This window comes from Limosilactobacillus secaliphilus, from assembly GCF_001437055.1.
GTDB classification, from domain to species: Bacteria; Bacillota; Bacilli; order Lactobacillales; family Lactobacillaceae; genus Limosilactobacillus; species Limosilactobacillus secaliphilus.
The window spans coordinates 1-25406 of record NZ_JQBW01000010.1; the positions used below are offsets into that span (position 1 = coordinate 1).

At 49.7% G+C, this 25406-nt stretch carries 18 protein-coding genes; 3 read left to right on the top strand and 15 right to left on the bottom strand.

Features of this window, described 5'->3' with window-relative positions; all coding sequences use genetic code 11:
• Positions 1-479: 479 nt before the first annotated feature.
• The 7 genes from IV45_RS04900 to IV45_RS04930 form a co-directional block, all read right to left on the bottom strand.
• Positions 480-728 (bottom strand): DUF1797 family protein, encoded by a 249-nt coding sequence (locus IV45_RS04900; protein WP_057741230.1) that lies wholly within the window; start codon positions 726-728, stop codon positions 480-482.
• A 142-nt stretch (positions 729-870) separates the two neighbouring features.
• Positions 871-1887, bottom strand: a complete 1017-nt coding sequence (locus IV45_RS04905; RefSeq protein WP_057741232.1) for a lysylphosphatidylglycerol synthase transmembrane domain-containing protein — start codon at positions 1885-1887, stop codon at positions 871-873.
• Between the two features lie 2 nt (positions 1888-1889).
• Positions 1890-2912 (bottom strand): glycosyltransferase family 4 protein, encoded by a 1023-nt coding sequence (locus IV45_RS04910; protein ID WP_057741233.1) that lies wholly within the window; start codon positions 2910-2912, stop codon positions 1890-1892.
• 2 nt (positions 2913-2914) lie between these two features.
• A complete protein-coding gene (locus IV45_RS04915; RefSeq protein ID WP_057741235.1) occupies positions 2915-4117 on the bottom strand; it encodes a glycosyltransferase family 4 protein in 1203 nt (400 codons plus the stop codon).
• 232 nt (positions 4118-4349) lie between these two features.
• The gene (gene ptsP, locus IV45_RS04920) at positions 4350-6071 is read right to left on the bottom strand and encodes a phosphoenolpyruvate--protein phosphotransferase (protein ID WP_057741237.1); all 1722 of its coding nucleotides are present in this window, start codon (positions 6069-6071) and stop codon (positions 4350-4352) included.
• 1 nt (position 6072) lies between these two features.
• Positions 6073-6339, bottom strand: a complete 267-nt coding sequence (locus IV45_RS04925) for a phosphocarrier protein HPr (protein WP_057741239.1) — start codon at positions 6337-6339, stop codon at positions 6073-6075.
• A gap of 116 nt (positions 6340-6455) precedes the next feature.
• Positions 6456-6650 carry a hypothetical protein gene (locus tag IV45_RS04930; protein WP_057741241.1) on the bottom strand — a complete coding sequence of 65 codons (195 nt, stop codon included), beginning with the start codon at positions 6648-6650 and terminating at the stop codon, positions 6456-6458.
• 245 nt (positions 6651-6895) lie between these two features.
• Here IV45_RS04930 and IV45_RS04935 point away from each other — a divergent pair, with 245 nt between their 5' ends.
• From IV45_RS04935 to IV45_RS08030, 3 genes are all read left to right on the top strand, one after another.
• On the top strand, positions 6896-9157 hold the full coding sequence (locus IV45_RS04935) for an ATP-dependent Clp protease ATP-binding subunit (RefSeq protein WP_083487267.1): 2262 nt from the start codon (positions 6896-6898) through the stop codon (positions 9155-9157).
• A 151-nt stretch (positions 9158-9308) separates the two neighbouring features.
• Positions 9309-10034: a MucBP domain-containing protein gene (locus IV45_RS04940; RefSeq protein WP_057741242.1), complete on the top strand. Its 726-nt coding sequence runs from the start codon at positions 9309-9311 to the stop codon at positions 10032-10034.
• A 3-nt stretch (positions 10035-10037) separates the two neighbouring features.
• Positions 10038-11234 (top strand): glycosyltransferase family 8 protein, encoded by a 1197-nt coding sequence (locus tag IV45_RS08030; protein ID WP_235807665.1) that lies wholly within the window; start codon positions 10038-10040, stop codon positions 11232-11234.
• A 61-nt stretch (positions 11235-11295) separates the two neighbouring features.
• Here IV45_RS08030 and IV45_RS04955 read toward each other — a convergent pair whose 3' ends face one another.
• The 8 genes from IV45_RS04955 to IV45_RS04990 form a co-directional block, all read right to left on the bottom strand.
• Positions 11296-14148 (bottom strand): L,D-transpeptidase family protein, encoded by a 2853-nt coding sequence (locus IV45_RS04955; protein WP_057741246.1) that lies wholly within the window; start codon positions 14146-14148, stop codon positions 11296-11298.
• A 209-nt stretch (positions 14149-14357) separates the two neighbouring features.
• Entirely contained in the window at positions 14358-17663 is a 3306-nt protein-coding gene (locus IV45_RS04960) for a CotH kinase family protein (RefSeq protein ID WP_057741248.1), read from the bottom strand.
• 119 nt (positions 17664-17782) lie between these two features.
• Positions 17783-19129, bottom strand: coding sequence for a M20/M25/M40 family metallo-hydrolase (locus tag IV45_RS04965; protein WP_057741250.1), 1347 nt, complete (start codon positions 19127-19129; stop codon positions 17783-17785).
• Positions 19130-19143: 14 nt separating this feature from the next.
• Positions 19144-20349 carry a metal-dependent hydrolase family protein gene (locus IV45_RS04970; RefSeq protein WP_057741252.1) on the bottom strand — a complete coding sequence of 402 codons (1206 nt, stop codon included), beginning with the start codon at positions 20347-20349 and terminating at the stop codon, positions 19144-19146.
• 12 nt (positions 20350-20361) lie between these two features.
• Entirely contained in the window at positions 20362-22260 is a 1899-nt protein-coding gene (locus IV45_RS04975) for an alpha/beta hydrolase family protein (protein ID WP_057741254.1), read from the bottom strand.
• A gap of 3 nt (positions 22261-22263) precedes the next feature.
• Complete coding sequence (locus IV45_RS04980) at positions 22264-23451, bottom strand: metal-dependent hydrolase family protein (RefSeq protein ID WP_057741255.1); 1188 nt, start codon at positions 23449-23451, stop codon at positions 22264-22266.
• A gap of 22 nt (positions 23452-23473) precedes the next feature.
• A complete protein-coding gene (locus tag IV45_RS04985) occupies positions 23474-24355 on the bottom strand; it encodes an ABC transporter ATP-binding protein (protein WP_057741257.1) in 882 nt (293 codons plus the stop codon).
• On the bottom strand, positions 24348-25406 hold the full coding sequence (locus tag IV45_RS04990; protein WP_057741258.1) for an ABC transporter ATP-binding protein: 1059 nt from the start codon (positions 25404-25406) through the stop codon (positions 24348-24350). Before IV45_RS04990 ends, IV45_RS04985 begins: the two co-directional genes overlap by 8 nt.

A 25406-nucleotide genomic window follows, 5' to 3' on the forward strand; every position in this document is an offset into this window, starting at 1 on the left:
AAGGACCCTACACATTTGATTCGTCGAAACTTTGTTCAGTTTTCAAAGGTCTACCCCGTCAATAGGCACTGCCTATTGGCAATTACTAATTATAATTAACTGACAAGTAGATGTCAATAGTTAATCTTAATTAGGAAGGAAGTTGAAGGGTGAAACGAACTGTTCCGCCGCAACAACGTTATAAAATATACCAGTGAACCAGAGCCTTTGTCAACAAGATTATCGGAACTTTTTCGCCTTTTTCTTAAAACAGGACAATCTTATATTGCAACTACTTTATGTTCGATTTTTACTGGACGATAAGGACTATTAGTGATGATATATTCGTCATAAATTAAGACGTGCTGAACCTGGATTAATAAGAAAAGCAAACGTGAATTAACAAGATATCATTCAACCGTTACTCATGACTAACCAATAAAAAAGCAGCCAAGCTCATCAACGGCTCAGGCTGCGTAGTTGTTTATTTAATAGTACTACTAGAAAGAATGACGGAAATCGTAGAGACAATCATAGACTTCAATGGCCACTAGGTCGAGATCGTCAAAAATCATCCGCCGGTCGGGTTCATAGCGTTCGACAATAAACTGGTCCTGCTCACGATTAAAGGTGACTTTGCAAACCGGCACTCCAAACTGCATGAACTCACGTGCTTGTGGATCCCCACTGTCATCATGCATCATTGCGTTCAATCGTCTCAATATGTCATATAGATGTGAGTGCTGCATGGTCTCCTCCATTGTTTAATCGTCAATAGATATTCATTAATACACAATCACTAGGGCCCAGTCACATAAAAAGTCTAGATCTGCTGCAAGGGCCCGTCAGCGCACCATTATTTAAGAACGAATCACAGCTGCTAATGGTCGATTATGACTTTGATGCCTTATCCGGACGAATGAATAAGGCAAAGATGCCGGTGAAGATACCAAAGTAGTAAGTCAGGACCCGCCACAGGAGCATAGCGAGCACCATCTTACTATTGGAATGGATAAAGGAACTAAAAAGAACGGAAAAACTGTACTCTGCTCCACCGGTACCACCAGGAATTGGGAAAAGTGAGATGATCATAAAAATCAGCACGTGCAGGCTCGTTACCATGATTAAGTTAACGCCGTGCACACCCAATGCCAAGAGGATGAAGTACGGGATAACATAGTAAGCCTGCAGTTGAATGATCGTCACTAAGGCGACTTTCGCCATCTTCTTGTATTGTGACTTCATCCGCAAACTTTCAGAATAAAAAGAGTCGATCTTCTCGTTCAGACGGACTTTCATATCCGCATAGTGCTGCGGCTCCATGAACCAAGCAGCGGGTTTGATACAGATATTGGTCATCTTCTTGGTGAACTTATACCAGTACATGACCATCAAGAGAGCCACGATCACGCTCAGGTGGATTAAGAATCCAAAAATCACAAAGAGTGACAGGGCGTGCAGCTTACTGGCAATGTAGTGGAACCCAATCAAAATACTAATCAGAAAGTTGATCACGATCATTGACTGAAAGACCACGAACTTCATCAGCAAGACCGAGCTAGCGATTCCGCCATCGACACCTGACTGCAGCATGGCCAGTAATTGGGCCGGTTGACCACCAGTCGAAAATGGGGTGATCCCGTTAAACAGCTGTTCAATCAAAGGCAGGCGCAAAGCATCTTTCCAGGTGAAGTTCTTAAAGCGGTTGCCCATAAAAATTTTGACAACCACACCTTCTAGACCCAGGTAGATGCAGATACAGATAACGGCCACTAAGAACCAGCCCCAGTTCATCGCTGCCAGATCGCGTCCCAGTTGATGAATATCCGTGCCGCGCAAGGAGTAAGCAAAAATGCCACCGCCGGCCAATAACATCAGGATTAAAACCAGCCAATTTTTCCTGGACATTGTTACCGCTCCTTTGCCTGTTCAAGATAAAAACGATGCCAAATTTGAGCCAAGTGATCTTTCGAGTAACGATGAGCTGCTTCGTGGGCCAGCTTTTTCAACATCAACAGCCGTTCTGGGTCGTGACGCAGCCGCACTAATTCGCGCTGCATGGCATCCACGTCCTTAGCCGGTTGGTAATAACCATCGATGATTGAATGGTAAAGATCCAGATCACGCAACATCACCGGTGTACCACAAGAGAATGCCTCCAGCACGGACATCGGGAAAAGTTCATTATACGAAGGCAGGAGAAACAGGTCTGCAACATTATTCAGTTGAGCAATTTCATCACGACTGACAATTCCCGTAAACAACAGGTTCGCCGGTGGATTATCAACGACTCGTTTCAATTGCTTATAGCCATCCGTCATCCGGCCAAAAGAAAAGCCACCGGCCCAGATGAACTGGATGTCCGGGTTCTGCCGCGCCAGTTTAATGAAGTCCGGCACCCCTTTGCGTTCCTGAATCTGACCGCTGCCCAAAACAACAAAGTCATCACGCTTCAAATGAAACTTCTGGCGCAGGTTGATGCGTTCCTGGCTGCTCATCTCATAGAAGCGATCGCTGTCAACGAAATTAGGGATATAGGTGATCTTACTGCCTGGGATTCCATACGCTTCCAGTTTAGGAATGAAAGACGGGTTAACCACCACCAAATGGTCCATCCGCTTATAGAACACAATCACGTAATGATAAAAGATGCTCCGGAATGGCTGCGGGATCGTCAAGCTTTCATCCAAGGTCTCAGGCAAAAAATGGACGTAACCAATTTTGCGCCCACGTTTCTTAGAGAAAGTCGATAAGTAAAATTTAGGATCGATCGTGTGGTAGTGGCTGATGTCACTTTCCCGATACTGATTGATGGCGATGTCAAACTCGCCTTGAAAGCGGGCCCTGAGCATCCGCACCAATTCCACATAGGCGGAGCCAACGCCTTGCCCCTTTACTTTATCTGCCGAAGAATACATTGTGATCTTTAACATCGCTAAGCCTTCTTTCGGTGAAACAGCCGCCGGTGACCAGTCGACTGACGCTCATGTCTTGCCTGACAATCCTCGTAAAAGTCGACAACCCGATGGCCAAAGACCTCCGCTGAAATATCATGTAATTTTGCTTGCCGCTTGGCACTATCCTCAGGCGACGGTGGATTCTCGATGTAGCGCAAAACGCCCTGAACCAACTCTGCCCGCCGCTGGAACGAAATTCCGATGGCTGGGTCGTCAATCAACTCATCCGTGTATGGACTCTGCATCACCACAATCGGTAGGTCTGATGCCAATGCCTCGTCATAGGTCAAGCCCTGTGACTCCGAATCAGACGCAGACACAAACACATTGGCCATCTGATAGTAGTGATAAACCTGATTGTTCGGTACTTCACCAGCAAACTGGATATGATCACCCAGCTGCATTTCTTTAACCTGTCGCTCCAGGCTTTCCTTGGCGGGGCCATCACCGACGATCAGCAGTTGTGCCCGGCTATCTTTAGCCAGAATATCCGGCATGGCTTCAATCAACGCGTGAATGTTCTTCTCAAAGGCCAGCCGACTCAATGACAAGAGCACCGGCGTATCTTCATCATAACCAAAACGCTGCCGCAAAGCATGCGTTTGCTCCGGACTGTCTTCATGACCATAGACATCCAGGTTGACGCCGGTCGGAATGATCCGCATTGGCGAGGTCACCCCGTAGCTTTTCAAAGTCGTATAAACCCGTTCGCTAGGTGCAATGATCCCGTCCATGTTTTTCAGGTAAAGGTGGGCCAACCGCGCCACATCTTTGGGCTTCAGCACATGACCATTGGCAATGTAGTGCAAGTAGTCCTGATACATTGTGTGATAAGTGTGTAGGCAAGGAATGTCCAATTCACGGGCAACCATCTTCCCCATCACACCCAATGAGAACTCGGTTTGGTTGTGTACAATGTCCAAATCCAATTTTTTGGCTAACCGTAACACTTTAAGCCAACCGGCAAAGGCAATCCGCCGGTCGGAGAATGAGACGAATGGCACACTATGAAAACGATAGATGCCCTGTTCTTCATCGACATCTTTTGCGTGGGGATCGGTCGTGGTAAAGATATAGACCTGGTTACCCTGTGCTACCAGCTGGTCACGCAGGGTCTTGATCGAGGTGGCCACACCACTTACCTGAGGAAAATATGTATCTGTGAATAAGCCGATTTTCAAATCAGATTCTCCTTTGGTATGCAACATTGATTGTCGACGTAATCCCAACCATTTTAAACTCAAATAAAATCGCTGGCAAGCACCCCACCTTGACAAGGCCAAATGTAAGCTCCTTCATTATTGTTTTCTTTTTAAAAACAGGGCTTAGGTCACGTCAGGTACGCTTCCTAAGCCCTTGTTACAAAATGTTTAACTTTCAACTAAACAACACAATCTTAAAATACGAGTCACTTTAATTCTCGTACAACTGTGGTAGTTGCGCCTGAACCAGCTTATGCACAGCATTGGCGTTGGCGGCGTCCAGCGCCTGGTGAACTAACGGCTGCAGTTTACGCGCTGACAGACCGTGGACCAGCTGCCGCAGTGGCAGGACCCGTTTACCAGGAACGGAGAAAGCATCCAAGCCCATCGCCATCAGCAACGGCTGGGCGGCGGGCAGTGCGGCCATCTCGCCACACATGCTGACCCACTTGCCTTCTGCATGCCCGCAGTCGATGACCCGGCGAATGGTTCGAAGCATTGCCGGATGCAGGGCCTGATACAGATAGGCCACCTTTTCGTTGTTCCGGTCGGCAGCAAACAGATACTGGATCAAGTCGTTGGACCCAATACTGAAAAAGTCGGCGTACTTGGCTAACTGGTCGGCCATCATGACCGCAGCGGGGGTTTCCACCATCATGCCGACTTCGATATTGTCAGCAATCTTAATCCCTTCTGCCTCTAATTTCTGTGCTTCTTCATCAACGAGTGCCCGTGCTCGGTTGAACTCCTCAACTTCAGAGATCATTGGGAACATGATGGCAACGCGACCGGCCGTCGATGCCCGCAGAATGGCCCGTAATTGGGGACGCAAGAGTTCGGGATGAGCTAGACTGATCCGGATTCCGCGCATTCCTAGAGCTGGATTAACTTCATCGGGAAGCTTCAGGCTGGTTAACAATTTATCATTGCCAATATCTAAGGTCCGGATAACTACCCGTTGACCATGCATTGCACTGACCACTTTGCGGTAAGCGCGATACTGTTCTTCTTCGGTCGGCAATTCCGTTCGGTCCATGAACAAAAATTCGGTACGGAAGATGCCGATTCCTTCTGCCCCGCTCTTCTGGATCGCTGGCAGTTCATTTAATAAGGAGAGGTTTGCCCCAATTGTGTAGTGGTTGCCATCCTTGCTAATCGTTTGATGGTTGCGGAGGCTGCCAACGGCTTTTTGACTCTCCTCGTACTTTTGGGCAATTTCTTGATAGTGATCGATTTCTTTGGGTGATGGTGATAGAACCACCGTACCGTGGATACCATCCACAATCATCACCATGTCATCATGCACATGCTGCAACAGTTGCGGAATACCGACAACCACTGGCAGTGCCAATTCTTCAGATAATAAGGAAAAATGCGACGTTGCACCACCGGTTTCGGTAACCAGGCCGGCAACCAAGTTTCGATTCATTTCGACAACTTGCGTGGGACTAATACTATTAGCGACGATGATGGCCCGGTGATCGATCTGGGTGATGTCCGGCAGCGGCTGGTGCAACAAGTGACTTAATAGGCGCTGGGTCAGGTCACGAACCGTGTTGGCCCAAAATGGACTACTGATGGCCACAGTGGACAAATGCAGCAATTGTTTACCGGCTTCTTGAACGGCCCATTCGGCATTATCGTGGTCTTCATTGATCAACTGGTTAGCTAATTGGCTGAAGACATTGTCCTTTAAAATCGCCAGCTGAGTAGAAATCGTCTGCAGCCGGTGGCCCATCTTCTGTGCGGCCTGCTGATCCAATTGAACCAGTTCCTGCTTAGATAAAGAAAAAGAATCATGAAGCCGCTTAACTTCATGATCCATATTATTTGTCTTCTGATGTAGAGCAGACAAACTGACTGAGCCCAGTACAAAAACCGGTGCGATCGTAATCCCACCGCCGGCCGCAATGCCATGTAGTACCTGGGACATATTAGTCAGATAAGCCTTCCTTCTTCATCGTTTCTTCAATAGCTGCAATGGCGTCCTTTTCGTCGTCACCTTCAGCACTGATCGTAACATCAGCGTTTTGGCCAACACCTAAGGACATAACACCCATGATGGACTTCAGGTTAACACTCTTGCCGTTGTAGGAAAGAGTGATGTCTGAAGTGAACTTGGAAGCAGTCTGGACCAGAATGGTAGCCGGACGTGCGTGAATACCAGTTTCAGCAGTTACAGTAAAATCGCGTTTTTCCATTATAATCAGTCTCCTTAAGACAATTTGGTTAGCAGGGTGTACCCTACCTAAACATGCCTAAATTATATCAATTGTAAGCGGTAAATACAAGAAGAGACATGTGCCTTCTGCATTCACTATTTTGCTTCTTCCTTAATAAGGTGATAGTGAATTTCACCACCATGTTTAGCATTGCCTTCAATCTGTGAACGATATGGGGATGCCTGGAAGATCTTTTGAAAATCCATGAATTCTGGCGGACGCACAACTAATTCGTCGATCTGGCCGTCATGCAATTGCTTTAACAATGTTTCATAGTCCTTCTCTGCCATTGAGCCACCTCCAATCATCAGTTTCCACCCGTATTTTAGCATTCAATGACAAAGAGTGCTAAAATTTTATGGAAGGGTTAATTATGAGATTGGCCTTCAAGCCCGTTAAATCGGCATTTAAACGACTTTCAACTTCTAAGTCAGCTTGCTTGCTTTCTTGGAAAAAGTAAGTATAATGAGAACCAATAGTCAAGAAAGGTCAAACTTTTGATACCTTTCTGGCAACTTTAAGGAGGTAGCACAGAATGCTTTGTCAAAACTGTCATAAAAATCCTGCAACCATCCATCTACAAATGATGGTCAATGGGCAAAAGATGCAGGTCGACCTCTGTCAAAACTGTTACGAAAAATTACAAAACATGCAAATGAACGCAATGAATGGGGGCAATGGTATGGATAATGTCTTTGGCTTCAACAACATGCAAGACTTCATGAACGCCATGAACAACATGCAGCAGAACGCCAACATGGGTAATACTCAGAATCAACGTGGTGGCGGCGGCCGCAACGGTAAAGGCATGCTGGGTCAGTACGGGATCAACATGACCGAACTGGCACGGCAAGGAAAGATCGACCCAGTGATTGGCCGGGAAAAGGAAATCAAGCGGGTCGTCGAAATTCTCAACCGGCGGACCAAGAACAACCCTGTTTTAATTGGTGAAGCCGGGGTTGGTAAGACGGCCGTCGTTGAAGGTTTGGCTACGGCCATTGTTTCTGGCGACGTTCCAGAAAAGCTACAGAACAAGGAAATCATCCGTCTTGATGTTGTTTCCCTGGTTCAAGGCACTGGCATTCGTGGTCAATTTGAAAAGCGGATGCAACAATTGATTAATGAAGTTTCCAAGAACCCGAACATCATTCTGTTCATCGACGAAATCCACGAAATCATGGGTGCCGGTAACGCTGAAGGTGGCATGGACGCAGGTAACGTTTTGAAGCCGGCTTTGGCTCGGGGCGACTTCCAATTGATTGGTGCCACGACCTTGAATGAATACCGGAAGATCGAAAAGGATGGCGCCTTAGCACGGCGGTTCCAACCAGTTGAGGTTAACGAACCAAGTGTGGCCGAAACCATCCAGATTCTGAACGGAATCAAGGGTCGTTACCAGGACTACCACCACGTCAAATACACGGACGATGCCATCAAGGCAGCTGCCAAGTTATCTGATCGTTACATCCAGGATCGTTTCCTGCCTGACAAGGCCATTGACCTGCTCGATGAAGCCGGCTCACGCAAGAACCTGACCTTGAAGAATGTCGATCCGAACGCCATTGAAAACGAGATTCACACCGCTGAAGCACACAAGCAACAAGCGGTTGACAATCAGGACTACGAAAAGGCGGCCTTCTACCGTGACCAAGTTACTCGTTTGACCAAGGCCAAGAAGGAAGCCGAAGAAAACAAGGTTCAAGACGAAGCAACCGTCACCGTTAAGGATATGGAAAAGATCGTCGAAGAGAAGACCAATATCCCTGTTGGCAAGTTGCAGAAACAAGAAGAAAACCAGCTGAAGGACTTAGACAAGGAACTCGACAAACACATCATCGGCCAGAAGACGGCGGTTGATAAGATTGCCCGGGCTATTCGGCGGAACCGGATTGGTCTGAACAAGTCTGGCCGTCCAATCGGCAGCTTCCTGTTTGTTGGCCCGACCGGTGTTGGTAAGACTGAAACCGCTAAGCAATTGGCTAAGCTGCTCTTCGGTTCCAAGGACGCCATGATCCGGTTCGACATGTCCGAATACATGGACAAGATGTCGACTTCCAAACTGATCGGTTCAGCACCTGGTTACGTTGGTTACGAAGAAGCCGGTCAGCTGACTGAACAGGTTCGGCGTCACCCTTACAGCCTGATTCTCTTGGATGAAGTTGAAAAGGCTCACCCAGACGTAATGCACATGTTCCTGCAGATCCTGGATGACGGCCGCCTCACCGATTCACAAGGCCGGACCGTTTCCTTCAAAGATACCATTATCATCATGACTTCTAACGCCGGAACTGGGGACGCGGTTTCCAGTGTGGGATTTGGCGCTGAAGCCAGTGGTGACATGCACTCCGTCTTAGATAAGCTGACCAACTACTTCAAGCCTGAATTCCTGAACCGGTTTGATGACATTGTTGAATTCAATCCACTGACGAAGGATGACTTGAAGAAGATTGTTGACCTGATGATCGCTGACGTTAACGACCAGCTGAAGGATCGGCATCTCCATATCACAATCAACGACGCCGTTCGCGAGAAGTTGGTTGAACTCGGTTACAACCCGAAGATGGGTGCACGTCCATTACGGCGAGTCATCCAGGAACAAATCGAAGACCGGATTGCCGACTTCGTTCTGGATCACAATGATGCTCGCAACCTGGCTGCCGAAATGGATGGTGACAATATCAAGGTCGTAGCTGCTAATGATGAGACTGCAGCCGACAACAGCCAGTCCTCCACGGAAGAAACACTAAATAATGAAGAAAATAGTACTTCAAACACTGATAATAACGATGCAGAATAATTAAGGACTGCCTTTCCTGGGTAGCCCAAGCCGTCAATGTTCGCCCAATCGCGAATGTTGGCGGCTTTTTTGTTTGCATCTGAATGCAACCCACCAAAGCGGCGGTGAAAAGCGGTATACTAAATGAAAACGTTCATATGGAGTGAAAATCATGGTTCATATTATTAAACAGGGCAACCCGATCTGGATTTACTACGAAGACATTGATTCTGGTGAAAACGTCCAGATGCCGAAGTTGCTCCAAGGTCAGGAGGGTGAACAGTTTACGGTCACCCCGCCTAAATTTCCTAAGTATAAGCTGGTGAAAACCGAGGGCGACCTGAAAGGCACCTTTGACATGCAACAGCGCAGTATTCACCTCTTCTACCGCAAAAAGGCCTGGGGCGAAATCGAACGAATCGAATTGTACATTCACCTGGCCAAGCCGGTGCAGCAGTACGATGCCGTTAACGGCCTGCCCGTTGATGAACCATTGCCAGGCGACTTTTATGTCAAATCCTTCGAACGGGTTGCCACGATGAAGGGCGAATTTTGGTATAACGTCAACGCCGACCGCTGGATCAAGTTTGACGTCAACACCATGAAGATTTCCCACGACGACCCCTACGCAAAAGTGGAACCCGCACAAAACGGCCCCGCCTCACAGTTGACCATCTTGCCGCTGAATAACGTTCCCGCCACAGTTGACTACACTGCTGGCGGCCACCTGTTCACTTACAAACGGCCCTATGGCGAGGCCAATGGCACGGTCGAGAATGGTCATCAATTGACCCTGGTCGGTCGGCTGAATGACAACAATGGCGTGACCTGGTACCAGGACAAGGACTTAGGCTTCATCAATGGTTCCTATGTCCGGCTCAACAATGCAGAGGATTAGTATATGTACAAGCCATTAGTAATCGCATTAGTTGGTGATTATGGCTATATCAAGCAGATCGAGACCACGATCAAATCGATCATTTACCATAATCACGACTGTAAGATTTACGTGATCAATCCCGATATCCCCCAGGAATGGTTTTTCTTGGCCAATCAACGGCTGGCCATCATTCACTGTAAAATCATTGACAAAAAGATCCTGCCCAAGACATTGGCCAAGGAATTTGCCTTTCTAGACCAAGTTAGTGTGGTTGCCTACGCCAAATTCCTATTGCCGCGTTTGTTGTCCGATTCGCGCGTCCTCTACCTTGATAGTGATGTCATCGTCAACAATTCGCTGACCCAGCTGTTCTACCAGGATCTGCAGGGGCATCCGCTGGCAGCCGTCGAAGACTACGATGAGCACAACGGGCATTTTAACAGCGGGGTCCTCTTGTTAGATCTCGACCACTTACGCCGCATCCCGAACTTCGTGAGTCAAGCACTAAAACTGGGACAGGATCGTTCCTTAAAGAATGCCGATCAAGATGTTTTCAACCACTTCTTCAAGGACGATTACCTTGCTTTGCCGCTTGCCGACAATTATCAAATTGGGATGGACTCAATTGCCTACTATCACTCAAAAATAAAGCCCTACCTATTGCCAAAATTGGATTCAGTCACCCAACCCGTGATCACCCATTTCTTGACCATCCACAAGCCCTGGAAAGACTTCTCTAGCGGCCGGCTCAGGGAATTGTGGTGGCAATACTATGGCCTAAGCTGGGAAGACGCTGTTTACAACCGGCCGCTACCATTAACTCAGCCCAACCTGTATAAACGCTTCTTCACCTTTTTAATGACTGAAGAGACTGGCCGCTTGGTCGACCTCGCCAAGGCCTGCCCGCAATATGAGTTCAATGTTGCAACTTGGGTACCAGTTGGGCCCAAAATTCACAAACTGCTCCAATATCCTAACATTCACGTCTATGAACACATTGTTGGACGACAGATTGAAGAGTTAGTCAAACACTGTGATGCCTACCTCGATGTTGATTGTCCAGTTAAGGAACACCATGTGTTGAAACAGTTTGCTCAACATCAGACCCCATTTCTGGCCTTTGCCAATGTTGCTGACCACTACCACCACTACCCGAATTACCGGGTGTTTGACGACGATGACTTGCAAGGCTTCATTGACGCATTGAAGCAAATATAAATTTTAAATAACAAAAAAAGAGCAGTTCGCAATGAACTGCTCTTTTTTAGCTCTACTGTATTTAATTATCAATGACCACTTTGGTACCAGCTGGAACATGGTGCTGGATCCAATCAGCATCCGGCATAGCCAGACGGATACAACCATGTGAACCAGGCTCAACACCGAGCTTGGCTGCTTCGGCTGGGTCAATGCGGCCTGTCCAAGGACCATCAAAGATAACGGAGTGGAACAGGTAGACACCGTGATCCTTCCAGGAAGTCCAGTGGAAGGCGTAGTCGAACTCGTCGCCCCGCTCTTGTTGAATATAGTAAGTGCCGGTTGGCGTCAAGGATACACCATTGACATAACGACCAGCCGTGCAGTACATGGTGTAAACCACATTATTGCCATCCATCAGGTAAACCCGGTTTTGGCCGATCCGTACGTGAATCCAGAAGTCATGCAATTGCGACAGGTCTGGGTACGGTACCGTTTCGGAAGACATCCACCACTGAATTGGGTGCCGCATCACATCACCATAGACCATCGCAGAGTTGACGTCTGCATAATCGCTGTTGCCATCGGTGGATGCGGAGTAACGGTGGATGACATAGAAGTTCATCTTATTGGCCCCACCGAGGTTGAAGCTGGCGTTAAAGCCGGCGTGATCAGCACCAGGAACGTAGCCATAGTACTTCAGCAAGTCTGGCCGGCTGATATTTGCCTGCCCATTGCCCAGGTTCATCCGGAAGATTTCACCCTTGCCTTGCTGGATCACGATCAACCATGAATATGGCATCCGGCTTGACTGACTGTTGACGTGCCAACCGGAAACCGTTACGTGGTCGCCGTTAACCTTCACTTGGTCAAAGAAACCAGCATTGGTTGGGTAAGACTGACTCCATTGGCTGCTGTCGCTGTCGGCGTTTTGGTCATCATTGTAGAAACGCAATACCAGTTGCAAATCGCCGGTTACCGTTGCTGGATCAACATCGAAGTTGACGCTGAAGCCACTCTTGCCGGACCGGTAGAGGGATGGGAATGCGGCCGCAACGTCATCACGATCAGCCCAGTCAGTGATCTTGGTCCGGGCCAGTTCACGGGTCTGACCGTTGTTGTGGTTCAACAGGATGACTACCGCATTCGGCTGTGCCAGTGCGTTATCATCGGCTACCCAGCCGGAGACTTGATAGTGCTTGCAAACCGCCTGGAAATTGTCGATGTAGTAGGCACGCTGGTTTAAGGTAAAGGCATTGGACCAGTAGTCCGTGAAGCTTGCTCCAGCATTGCCGCCATTGCCCTTAGCGCTGGTTGAATAACGGGAAACCACTGAGTAAGAATGACCCGGAACTAATTGAGCATCCGCAAACGTGCCGGTGAACCCGCTGTTGGCCGCCGTGGCAATGTTGCCAAATGATTTAGCAACATCCGGACGACTAACAATTGCGGACTTGGTAACGGCAACTTGGCGCTTAGCTGTATTGTCATACAGGATCAAGAAACGATTCTGCTGGGCCAATGAAGCATCCGTGGCGTGCCAACCAGAGACGGTCAACTGTCCCTCGCTCAAATTAAAGTCATCCAAGTAACCCGCATTTTGTGTTGAGGAGGCTGGGAACCAGAAGTCAACGTGCTGGCCTTCCCCATTCTTCGCATCGTTGCTGTAACGCGAGATAATCTGCAGGCTGTCACCGGCAAAGGCAGCCGGAACGACAAATTCGCCGCTAAAGCCCGACTTGCCAGCATTTTCGATGGTTGGGTAAGCTTCAGCAACATCCGGACGAGCAGTTGCAGTGACCTTCTGCCGACTGATTTCCTGCTTCCGACTGGCATCAAAGAGAATCAGCCAGTGACTGTCCGTGGCACTGACCTGGTTAGTCGCCTGCCAACCGGAGACCAGCAGCTTGCCATCTTTGCCTTCCATGTTGTCCAAGGAAGCATAGTTGCCTTGATCAACGTTGACTGGATTGTACCAGTAATCAACGCGAGCACCTTCACCGTTCTTACCGTCATTAGACCAACGGCTGACCACTTGCAGATTCTGGATTCCAGCCAAACTGGTCAATGGAAAACTGACGGAGAAGCCGGAATGCAGAGCGTTGTTCACGGTTGGATATGCCCGAGCAACGTCGGTCCGATCAAGTTGGTCAGTGACCAGTTGCCGGCCAATTTCATGCCCATTGGCTAACAAGATTACCCAGTGGTAGCCGCGACCGACTGCTTGGTTCGTAGCCTGCCAACCGGACACCGTCACTTGGCCATCCTTGACCTGCAGCTTGTCTAGGTAGCCATAGTTGCCATGGTCCATGTTGATTGGGTCGAACCAGTAGTCCAATCGCTGACCTTCGCCGCCCTGTGCTTGACTACTGTAACGGGAAATGATCCGCAGTTGATCATTGGCAACGGCTTGCAGCTGACTGTTATCCAGCTTGAAGTCGGTATTGAAGCCTGACTGGTTGGCTGCGTATACATTATGAACTTTTTGCACGTCAGGCCGGTCAACAGGTTCCACCGCCTGCCGCATCAATTCACGGTTCTGGCTGGCATCATAGACGATCACGTAATGATATGGCATCGTCTTCGTCTGATTGGTGGCCTGCCAACCCGCTAATTGCAGGTGCCCGTCACTCAATGACCAGCTATCGAGGTTAGCATAATTGCCATGATCGTTTTGGTCATAATAGTGAGTGTTGCTTTGAACGGCCGTTGCTGGTGCCTGGCTGGCCGTACTGTTACTTGCTGACTGTGCCTGACCATTATCAGCAGCTGTTTGGGCCGCCAAAACCGTCGTCGGTGCAGTGGCTGGCTGCTCAGCCGCGTGCGCAGTCGTTACGTTCATGCCCGCCCCCAAAGCAAGGGCCATGCCGGCAAGCAGAGCGGTACACCACAGTTTGCCGCTCTTATACATCTTGTAGTGAATCTTTTTAAGCACAATTAATCCTCCCAATAATTAGTCATTTTTTATTATACCAGGTCCGCCTATTCACCATCTCAGCTATTTTAGTGAAAATGTTCCGCCATCTTCTGGAAAATACAAAGAGGGCTCCAGCGTCCGGATCTTCCGAATACTGGAGTCCCTTGGTATACTGCGTTCAAGCATTATCGACTATATAAAGAACTTATGTCACAAACCATCAATGATTAAATGTTGAACCAGTGATCGACAAAGTGACCTTCGCCATGGTCGGCATCGTCGCTATAACGAGCAACGACCGCCAAATTGTCGTTCAAACAATCGTCAGGCAGGGTGAATTGGGCTGTAAAGCCGGAATTAATGGCGTTTGAAACTAACGGATAAACGGCGGCCACGTCAGGACGCTGAATGTCGCTGGCCATCAAGCGGCTCACTTCCTTATTCTGAGTCCGATCGAAGAGGATCACCCAGCGGTACGGGAGACCGGCTGCCTGATTGCTACAACTCCAGCCACTGACCGTCAGCTGGTTGTTGACCCGGTCGGCCCGGTCCAGATAGCCATCGTTGACCTGACTAATCTGAATAGGATCGAACCAATAGTCAACGTTGCTGCCCTCGCCACTATCGGCATTGTCAGAGTAACGACTGACAATCTGCAAGCTGTTGACCTTTGACCAATCAACATTGCTAAAGTCGAAATCATTGCTAAAGCCGGACGTAGCGGCGTCGTTCACCCGCTGGTAGACATCGGCCACATCCTGACGATCAATGCCGTCTTGAACGCGTTGCCGACCAATTTCTTGGCCATTCGCCAGCACGATGATCCAGTGGTAAGGACGCCCGACTGACCGGTTAGTCGCATTCCAGCCGCTGGTGATGATGTGACCATTTTGCAGCTGCAAGTTATCCAAGTGGGCATATTCCCCATTCTGTGCCGGAACGGTGTTGTAGTAATAATCAACATAGTCGCTATTGCCCCATGGATCGCTCGTGTAACGGCTCAAAATCCGCAACGGCGCGTCCATCAGTTCGTCACTCAAGTTAAAATTGATGTCAAAGCCAGCTGCGTGGGCGGTGGCAATCTGCGGGTAAGCAGCGGCAACATCATCCCGGCGTTGACCATTCTGCACTAACTGCCGCGCAATTTCACGGCCGGTGTTGGCGTTCAAAACGATGATGTAGTGGTACAGACGACCCAGCGAATAGTTGGTGGCGTTCCAACCAGCAATGTGCAGTTGGTTGTTTTCGGCCTGACACTTATCGAGCCAACCATTGTTAGAGCGATCGAAACTGATCGGGTTAAACCAGTAGTCGCAAGAATTGCCGTTGCCAGCCGGATCATCGGTCCAGCGGCTGATCACCTGTAATTGATGGTTTGCCAGCTGCGCCAGATCCTGCCATGGAATCTGAATATCGGTGTCAAATCCGGATTCAGCGGCATTGTAGACAGGGAATACCCGCTCAACGTCATCACGTTCAACCTGGTCAATGCGTTGCCGAGCAATTTCATGTTGTCCCTGAACATCCCAGAGAATGATGTAGTGGTACTGCTTACCCTGAGTTTGGTTGCTGGCATGCCAGCCGGCCACGTGCAGGGAGGAGTCGTGCAAGCGAGCATCGTCTAAGTTGGCATAGTTGCCATTGTCCGTCTGATCGAAGTTCTGGCTGGCTGCCTTAACATACTTAACGACAACCGTTTGGCTATCCTGGTTGGGCAAGACCTTAACACTAGCCAACTGTGTGGTTGGAGCGCCGTCGACTAAGGAAACATAGCCCGTGAATTGCGGGATGTCGTACTGAGCCAGTTGACTGTTATCCGTTTGCCAATCACCAACATTGACTAGCCGGTTCGCCGCGGTGTCAAACTGTGCCTGCCGAGTAAAGGAAGCTAATTGTTCCACTCGCTGTTCAGTGCCATCCGGCTGGCTCAAAATGATGGTCCGACTGACTTTGGCTGTCTGCGGCACATCCACTAATTCGTTACTGGATTGAATACCCCAAGTCCGATCCAGGTACTGCAAGCGGGCGTTCACAAATTGGAAGAAGCTTTCCGCACCCGCGAACGGATAATGAGGAAAGGCCGTCGGATTAGAGAACTGGGTCCACAACTGGTCATTGTGCCGGTAAGTTGCCAAGCCAACCTGGTTGTACCAATTATTAAAGAGCTTAAGCAGGTTGCCGGTCGATAAGACATTAGTCCGTAACTGTTGATAAAGATCAATGATGTCCTGCCGGTGATGCTGGTAGATGTTGAGCATCAAGACGTTATTAGCCTGTTGCAAACGATCGGCAAAATTATAATCAGCGGGCACTAACCAATTTCCGGTACCGCTTCCCCAAGTGTAATTCCAGGTCAAATCAAAGTCGTAAGGAACGATCGACCACTTGCTGCCGTCCTTAGCAACGTAGAAGACATTCTTATGTAGGCCGTCGTTGTTGTTGACGACAAATGAGAACAGAAGGAAGTTGATGGCGGAATTGACGTCAAGGTATTGGCTTTCCAGACGGTCATAGTCAGCACCTTGCGCATGAGCCAATTCGTATAATTCATTGATCTGATCAACATTGGCCTGACTAACCTTGGCCGGTGATTCAGCCTCAAAGCCCCGGCCATTCTTGAGGTCATCTAGGGTCATCGGCTGTAAGAAACGACTTTGATCATTGTTGGTACCGGAAATGGCAATCTGGTTTGGCTGCTTATCATCGAGTCCGAACAGCTTGTCTTGGTGATAAGTACTGATGGTGTACAAGCCCTGGTCTAGGCCGTTGACAATCATCTCGAGTGGCAGACCAGCAATCTGGCCGTAATTAGGCATCGTGGCAACCAAACTATCAGCACTGTTGCTTGCATAAATCTCTTTAGCAATCTCTGCGTTGACAATGTTTAAGGAGCCACTGGCATCCGTAAAGTTTGATTTGAGGTTGAAGGAATTGGTCTTGAAATCAGCACCCGGCAATTTCAACTTCAGCTTATCCGTGCAAGCCTCATCCTTAAACAACTTCAGCCGGTAGTTCTTAGCTGGCCAGCCAGTACTGCTGTCACCCTGCGCCTTCACGTTTGCCCAGGCATCCAACTGTTGATTATTGTCCCAATTGATGTGAACCTGGACTTTTGACCACGTACCGTGATTGAAGCCCGTCAAATCACCACTAATGTTGATGTTGGCTAAAGCATTGTTTGTTTGCGAATGCCGATTGACATTTTGGTCGGTCCCTTGGTCTTGCAGGTCGTGCATCTGGCCAGATTGGGTATAAGCCTGCACTTGTCCCTGATCATTGACGGCAGTATTGATCGTATCGTAATCAATAACTTGCTGGGCTGGCTGAGCCGTGGTTGCCTGCACCGCAGCATTCTGCCGGCCCTGCTTGAGTGCCGTTGGCTGGCCAACTTGGGGAGTGGTCAACGGCGCACCATTCTGGTTGCTATCTGCGTGAGCGTCAACACCCGTCATGGTTAATAAGACAACGGTGATCGCCGCCACACACCATAACTTACCGCTCTTGTACAACTTATAATGCTTCTTTGCTTCCACGTTTCTTCCTCCATCCGTTAATAAAACACACAATTAGTTTCATTATATCAGATCAAAGAAGTCCTTATTAATACCAAAACAGTCCAAGCTGATCTCTCAGCTTGGACTGCTTTTTGATTTTACTTATTTGTACCTAACTGTTGCAAAAAGTCGGCTAAGTAGTAACTGCCTTGAGCATAATCGTTTAAACGAATGTGTTCATTAGGAGCGTGGGGACCACTCTTGGCGTAGTGAATGCCGACCATCACCACTGGCAGGTGCAGGGTTTCACCAAACGGCCGTACTGGACCGCCACCGGCAGTGTTGGGCACGAACTTGGTCATCGGTCCATAGACGTTTTTGGCCGTTGCCAATGCCTGTTGAACGAAAGGATCTTCCATCGGAGTCCGCCATGCATCTTCGGCCACGTTCAGGTGAACGTCAAAGTCACTAAAACCATTAGCGGCTAACTGTTGCTGCAACAATTTCATAACTTTCTGCGGATCCTGGTTCGGGGCCAGCCGGCAGTCAAGCTTAGCACTGGCTTCCTTTGGCACAATCGTCTTGACACCCTCACCTTCATAGCCGGATGATAAACCATTCACCGTCAGCGTCGTCCCGTTAACCAGTTCCTCACGAGGATGATCGGTGACCAGTGGCTGCTTCAGCCCATATGTTTCCTTAACGCTTTCCTCGTCAAAGTCCATCTCGTCAACCGCCGCTTTCTCGTTTGGCGTCAAGGATTCGATGTCATCATAAAAGCCTTTGACCGTAATCCGGCCGGTATGGGGATCGCGCAGTGATTCCAGGCCATCCATCAGGCGCCAGGCAGCGTTGGGAACGTAGCTGGCCAAAGATGAGTGAATGTCAGCATCCGCGGTCTTATCGTGGACATCAAAACTAACGATGCCCCGCACTCCGGCAACGACTTCAAAATGGTCGGCCGAGTTCTTGCCCCCGCCTTCCCAAATGCAGGCATCCGCTTGTAGTTCTTCCTGGTGGGCATTCACATATAGGCCCACGTGCCGGCTACCGGTCTCTTCCTCGCCTTCAACGAAGAATTTCAGGTTAACGGGTAAGCCGCCGTGTTCATTGAAGTACTTAACGACTCCCAAACGGGCCATTAATTCACCCTTATCATCACATACCCCACGGGCAACCAGTTTGCCGTTCTTTTCGGTGGGTTCAAACGGATCGGAATGCCATTCGTCTAAGGGTTCCGGTGGTTGCACATCATAGTGGTTGTAAAAGAGAACTGTGTAGTCACTGTTGCCTTTGAATTCGGCAAAGACCACCGGATTGCCGCCCTGGTCCTCCCACTTGGTCGACTTGGCCGCACCCAGTTCCTTGAAGGTGGCAACTAACCAATCGCTGGTTTCTTGAATTCCCTTGTTTTGCGCAGAAATGCTCGGGTGTTTCAAATAATCCTGAAAATCCGCCCAATGATCCAGGGCATATTGTTCGACTTCATTGCGGTCTAGTTCCATCTAAGCCACCTCCATTAGAATTTCTGTTGACCGTGCTGGTAAACGACCTTGTCTGCCTGTTCCACTGCACTCACATCGGCCAACGGGTTGTCCTTCAATACCAGGAAGTCCGCAAACTTGCCAGCTTCTAAGCTCCCATAATCTTTGTCAACCCGGAGCAATTCGGCAGAGCCCATCCCAGCTGCACGCAGGGCCTGATAATTGCTGGCGCCCGCCTTGACCATCAAACTGAGTTCCATTGGGGCGTCCTTGAATTCGTTAAACGGCGTTCCCGAGTCGGTCCCAAAGGCCAGCTTTACGTTGGCTTGTAGGGCACGACCCACGTTTTCAAAGAAGTCATCCAGAAAGGCCTCGGCTTTGTCCAACATGTATTGTGGGAGCTTACCCTGGCCAAACTTCGGAATTGTGTAGCCGGCAATCAAGGTTGGTGTCAGGAAGGTCCCCTTTTCCTTCATCAGGTCAACATCTTCTGGCCGCAAGTAGCAGCCGTGTTCAACCGAGTCGACCCCTGCCACGATGGCGTTGTGAATTCCGCGGGCACCTTCTGCATGGGCAGCAACGGTCATATGCTTGGAGTGCGCCTCTTTGACCGCCATCTGTAATTCTTCCAGGCTCAATTCGGTGTCATCAACCTGGTCGGTGGCAGACATGATGCCGCCAGTCGACATCACTTTGATGTTCTTGGCCCCCTCCTTGAAGGCCAGACGCACAGCATGACGCATCTCTTCCGGGGAATCCACTAGGTAGCCCCAGGTGGTTTCACCATGCTCACCTTCAGTGAAGTCACCGTGACCACCAGTCATTGACATTGGCCGACCGGATGGGAGGATTTCCGGGCCGACAAACGGATGCTCTTTGCGGTACTTGTTGAGCTTAATGTCGACATTAAAGGCGGCCCCACAGTCCCGAACGTAGGTCACACCTGCCTTCAGTGCTGACCGTAAATTCTCCAGCGCTTGCAGAGTGACTTCGGTTTCGGTTAAGTAGTAGAGCTTGTTCGTTAACGCGTTCATCATCATGTGGGTGTGGGCATCGACCAAACCGGGCATGACGTATTGCCCCTGTAAATCCACAGTGCGATCGGCTTGCCCGTTAAACTCGCCGCTGCCGACTTCGCTCAGGCGCCCACTATCTTCATCGACGGTAAACCACGCATCTGGTGTGACCGTATCCTTAGTGCCAGTAAACAAATTGCAATGATTAAATAATGTCGTACTCATATTTGAACCTCCCTACTTCAAATAATGATTAAACCAAGCTAAGACTTCGTTGAGACGTTTTGCACGCTGGTCCGGGCGGCCGTCACGTGACAGGTCGTGATTAGACCCGTGGAAAACCACCATCCGGGTCGGCACACCCTTTAATTTCAATGCCTGAAACATCTGGTAACCTTCCGGAATTGGGCACCGAAAATCATGATCCGAGTGGAGGAACAAGGTCGGTGTCTGCATATTGTTCACGTAAGCCAGTGGTGAATGCTGCCAGAAAGCCTTCATCCCATCAGCTTGAGTCAGACTAGTCGCCATTTGGTCAGTCACAAATTCCGGACCGATATCTGAAATCATCATTGACGACCAAGTAGCAATGCTCCGTTCACTAACTGCGGCCTTAAAACGGTGAGTGTGGCCGACCACCCAGTTAGTCATGAAGCCACCGTAACTGCCGCCAGTCACCCCTAATCTTTCTGGGTCCACATCAGGGTATTGTTGCAGAACTGCATCCACGAAGGTCATCAAGTCATCGTAATCAACCTGGCCATAGCGACCACGCAGATCTGCGTATTCATCGCCTTGGCCTTCTGATCCATGCAGATTGGTCAAGAAAACGAAGTAGCCGGCATTAGCCAAAACCTGCATTTCATGGAAGAAACTGGTCCCATATGCTGCCCGTGGACCGCCATGAACCTCTAGTACGCCCGGATACTGTTGACCCTTTTCATAGTTCACAGGGTACAGGACCCAGCCATGACACTCACGACCCGTCGAATCGTTATAGCTGACCTCATGCATTTTGGCCACCTTACGTTGCTTCAAGAATTGATTCTCAGCCGTCAACTGCTTAAAGTCGCCTGCATGAAAAGAATAAAGCTGTTGCGGTTCGGTCGCCGTCGTTGCGGCAAACAAAAGCTGATGATCTTGAAAGGCTAATGAGTTGACCCCACCGGCCCAGCTAAAGGCCAGGGTCAGATGCTGCCCATCGAAGCAGTGGACTTCGGTATGGTCCACCACCGTTGAGCAGAAGTAGAGCTGGTCATCGCCGACCAGAGCTGTCCGGCCGCCAACCACGGTCATGTCATTAACCAGGATGTTGCCAACGTTATGGTCCCATTTGGCAACCAAGTGGAGTGTCTGCCCGCTATAGCGGTAAAAGTTAGGGTTTTCGCCCATCCCGAAGACCTTGCAGTTGCTGGCCACCACGTACAGTTGTCCTTTCAACCAGGCAACGGTATCCACCCGGTATTTGCCCGGTGCAACCAGTTCCACCAATTTTTGCTGGTCAAAATCATACTCGTAAAGACCATCCTTGAAGGGCCGAACATCCTGGTAACTGGCCCCATTGACCAGCAAGTGACCATCCTGCCACCAATAATTCATGCAATCGAAGTCGGCTGGCAAGAGGTCAGTCAACTGCTGATGATCGCCATCAAACAGCCAGAGGTGACGGCGGGTAGCGTTGACAACTCCTTCATCGTTAGACCAATAAGGGACTTCATTGACCTCATGCCATGGCTCAGCATCCAGCGCTTCTTTACGAGGCGTGCGGCCGCTCAAGAGAAAACGGTTTTCGCCCAGGTATTCAACCACTCGCAGCTGGTGACCAGCTAAGTTGACGGTGGATTGCAGTGCATGTGCCTGCAGGTCATAAGAGTAGAGGCGGGTCTGCTTCTTGTCCTTATCGACCGTGGAATAGACCAACTGATCATCTTCAGCCAGGGCCAGTCCAGGCTGCTGAGCCGTGTTACTTACAACGAAGGCTGCCTGACCATCCGGCTGGGCCCATACTCGCCAGCTATAAGTGTCGGGCTGGTGGGCATTGGCTTGGGCGCTAACCCATGCCCGGACACCGTTTTGGGCGCGCACATTGCCCGTATTGGTTAAGTTATACAGATCATTAACTGTTAATCCATCCATTGGCTAGGCCTCCTTCGTTAAGCGATTGACTAAACAACGTCCTTTGCGATAGACCGCCGTTGCCTGTTCGAACGCGGCAAAGTCATCCAGCGGGTTCTTCTCCAGAACCACAAAATTGGCTTCAAAGCCGTCCGCAACTTGGCCCACCGTCTGATCAACCCGTAAGAGCTTTGCGGCCACCTTGGTTGCGGAATTCAGGACTTGCACCGGCGTCATTCCGGCGTCCAGGTACATCTTCAATTCATTAACCACCCAGTGGCCAAACGTGTTGTACGGTGTACCAGCGTCCGTCCCCATTGCAACGGGAACGCCGGCGGCTACCAGTTTACGAATGCTGTTCAAGTGCGCTTTGGCAACCTGCCGCGCCTTCTTCACCATGAAGGCCGGCAGTTGATCAGGATTTTCATAAATTGCCCGTGGTGCCACCAGGGTTGGTACGACGAAGGTCCCGTGCTGCTTCATCAGCTCAACGGCTTCGTCATCCATATAAATAGCGTGTTCGACCGAATCAATACCGGCGCGGACAGCGTTCTTGATGCCTTCCGTTCCTTGGGCGTGGGCGGCAGTTGGATAACCACGGTGGTGAGCCTCAACTACGGCCGCATGCATTTCGGCTTCGGATAGCTGCACATCGAATGGGGTTTCGCCAGGAGTTGCCACCCCACCAGTTGCCATCAGCTTAACGTTATGAGCACCATGCTTTAAGACTAAGCGCGCCCCCTGCCGGACACCTTCGACCCCGTTAACTTCCAAGGTTCCTTCATCCGGTTCACCATTCTTATTGGAGCCGTGACCACCAGTCATTGAAAGGGCCCGACCACTACCGACAATGCCGGGTAATGTTGGCAGGTCATATTTCATCAGGGTTAAGTCAACATCATCGGTTGATCCAACGTCACGAACGTAGGTCACCCCAACGGATAACGCCTCTTTCAGGTTTTGCATTGCCAGAACGGTTTTGCTGACGGTGTTCTTCGGATGAAAGTTCCAGTAGAACGGATCGGCCGAAATTGTCATATGGGTATGGGCATTAATCAGGCCGGGCGTCACAAACTTTCCTGCTAAATCCACAGTCTTTTCCGCTGCTTGCTTGCTGCCCACATTTTTAAAGTGCCCGTCCTCAACGGTGAAATCGATCTTAACAAATTGTTCGCCGTTAAAGACTTGGGCGTTTTGATATTGAACTGCCATAATTAAGCCTCCCTTAGTATTTTTATTCCGCCAGGGCTACAAAATGACCTGGTCGAACTTCACGTAATGGTAGATTTGCCGGTTCTTTTTCATAAGTAAATTGTTTACGCACCCGTTCGTAAGTCGGATCCGGTACCGGCACCGCCGACAATAAGCTTTGCGTGTACGGGTGGAGCGGATGGTTCACGATCTCATCGGCCGTCCCCAATTCAAGTAACTTGCCGTGGAACATGACCCCAATCCGGTCGGAAATGTATTTGACCATCGAAATGTCATGGGCGATGAACATGTAAGTCAGGTTACGGGCCGCCTTCAGATGTTCCATCAGTTTAACGATTTGCGCCTGCACCGAAACATCCAGTGCTGACAGTGGTTCGTCAGCCACGACAAATTCGGGTTCCACCGCTAATGCTCTAGCAATCCCAATCCGTTGCCGCTGGCCGCCAGAGAATTCGTAAGGATAACGGTTCATGAAATCAGGGGATAAACCCACCAGCTTCATCGTTTCGGCGACCTTGTCATCCAAGTCGCTTCGGTTGGCGACTTTTTGGTGAATCCGCAAGCCTTCAGCAATGATGTCACGCACTGACATCCGCGGATCCAGTGATGAATATGGGTCTTGGAAGATCATCGCGGTCTTTTGGTGAAAATTCTTTAACTCGTGACGCTTCTTCAGCTTGGTCACATCTTCCCCATCGTAAATGACGTCACCGGAAGTCGGTGAGTACAGGTCCAAAAGGCAACGGCCCGTGGTGGTCTTGCCAGAACCGGATTCACCAACCAGGCCAAAGACCTCACCCCGATGAATCTCAAAGGAGACATCATCGACAGCGTGGACTTCATCTGATCGCCCTTGGTGGAAGTATTTCTTTAAATGGTGAACTTCTACTAAATTATCAGTCATCTGCCTGTGCCTCCCTTTCGGCCAGTTTTGCGTAATGCTCGCGGCGTTGCTCCAGCTTATCGGTTAAATGAACTTTTGGTGCCTGCTTGTCCAACAGCCAGGTTGCCGCATAATGGGTGTCGCTGACTTTGAAGAACGGCGGCATCTTCTCAAAATCGATGTTCAATGCGTGTCGATTACGATTGGCAAACGGGTCGCCAACTGGTGGATCGATCAGGTTCGGAGTGGTACCCGGAATAGATTCCAGGTCTCCTTCGTTCATATCCATGGTTGGGGTCGACTTCAAGAGGCCCACTGTGTACGGATGCTGCGGGTGATAGAAGATATCATTGACCGTGCCGAATTCCAGAATCCGTCCCGCATACATAACGGCAACCCGGTCAGCAATCCCAGCAACCACGCCTAAATCGTGGGTGATGAAGATAACGGCCGTTCCCAGTTCATCCTTCAGTTGCTTGATCAGCGCCAGAATTTGGGACTGAATCGTTACATCCAAAGCCGTCGTTGGTTCGTCGGCAATCAGGACTTTCGGGTGACAGATCAGAGCCATCGCAATCACAATTCGTTGCCGCATCCCACCGGAGAATTGGTAAGGAAAGTTCCGGAACCGTTCCTTCGCATTCACAATTCCGACCTTTTCCATGATGGCCAGGGCCTTTTGCCGCGCCTCATCTTTGGTCAGGTCTTGGTGTTGAAGGAGGGGTTCCATGATCTGCTTGCCAACCCGCATGGTCGGATCCAGCGCAGTCATTGGATCTTGAAAAATTTCGGCTAACTCGTTGCCCCGTAAATTTTGCAACTCTTTTTCCGGCAACTTCAGCAAATCACGTCCATCGTATTCAACGCTGCCGCTCACCACTTTGGCGTTTTTCGGCAGGAGCTGCATCACCGTTTTCGTCGTGACTGATTTTCCGGAACCAGATTCGCCAACCAGAGCCAGCACTTCACCAGGGTGCAGTTTCAAAGTCACGTCCCGCACTGCATGGACCGTGCCTTCCAGAGTCTGGAAATCGACTGAAAGATGTTTAATTGTCAGTACGTCTTCTGTCAT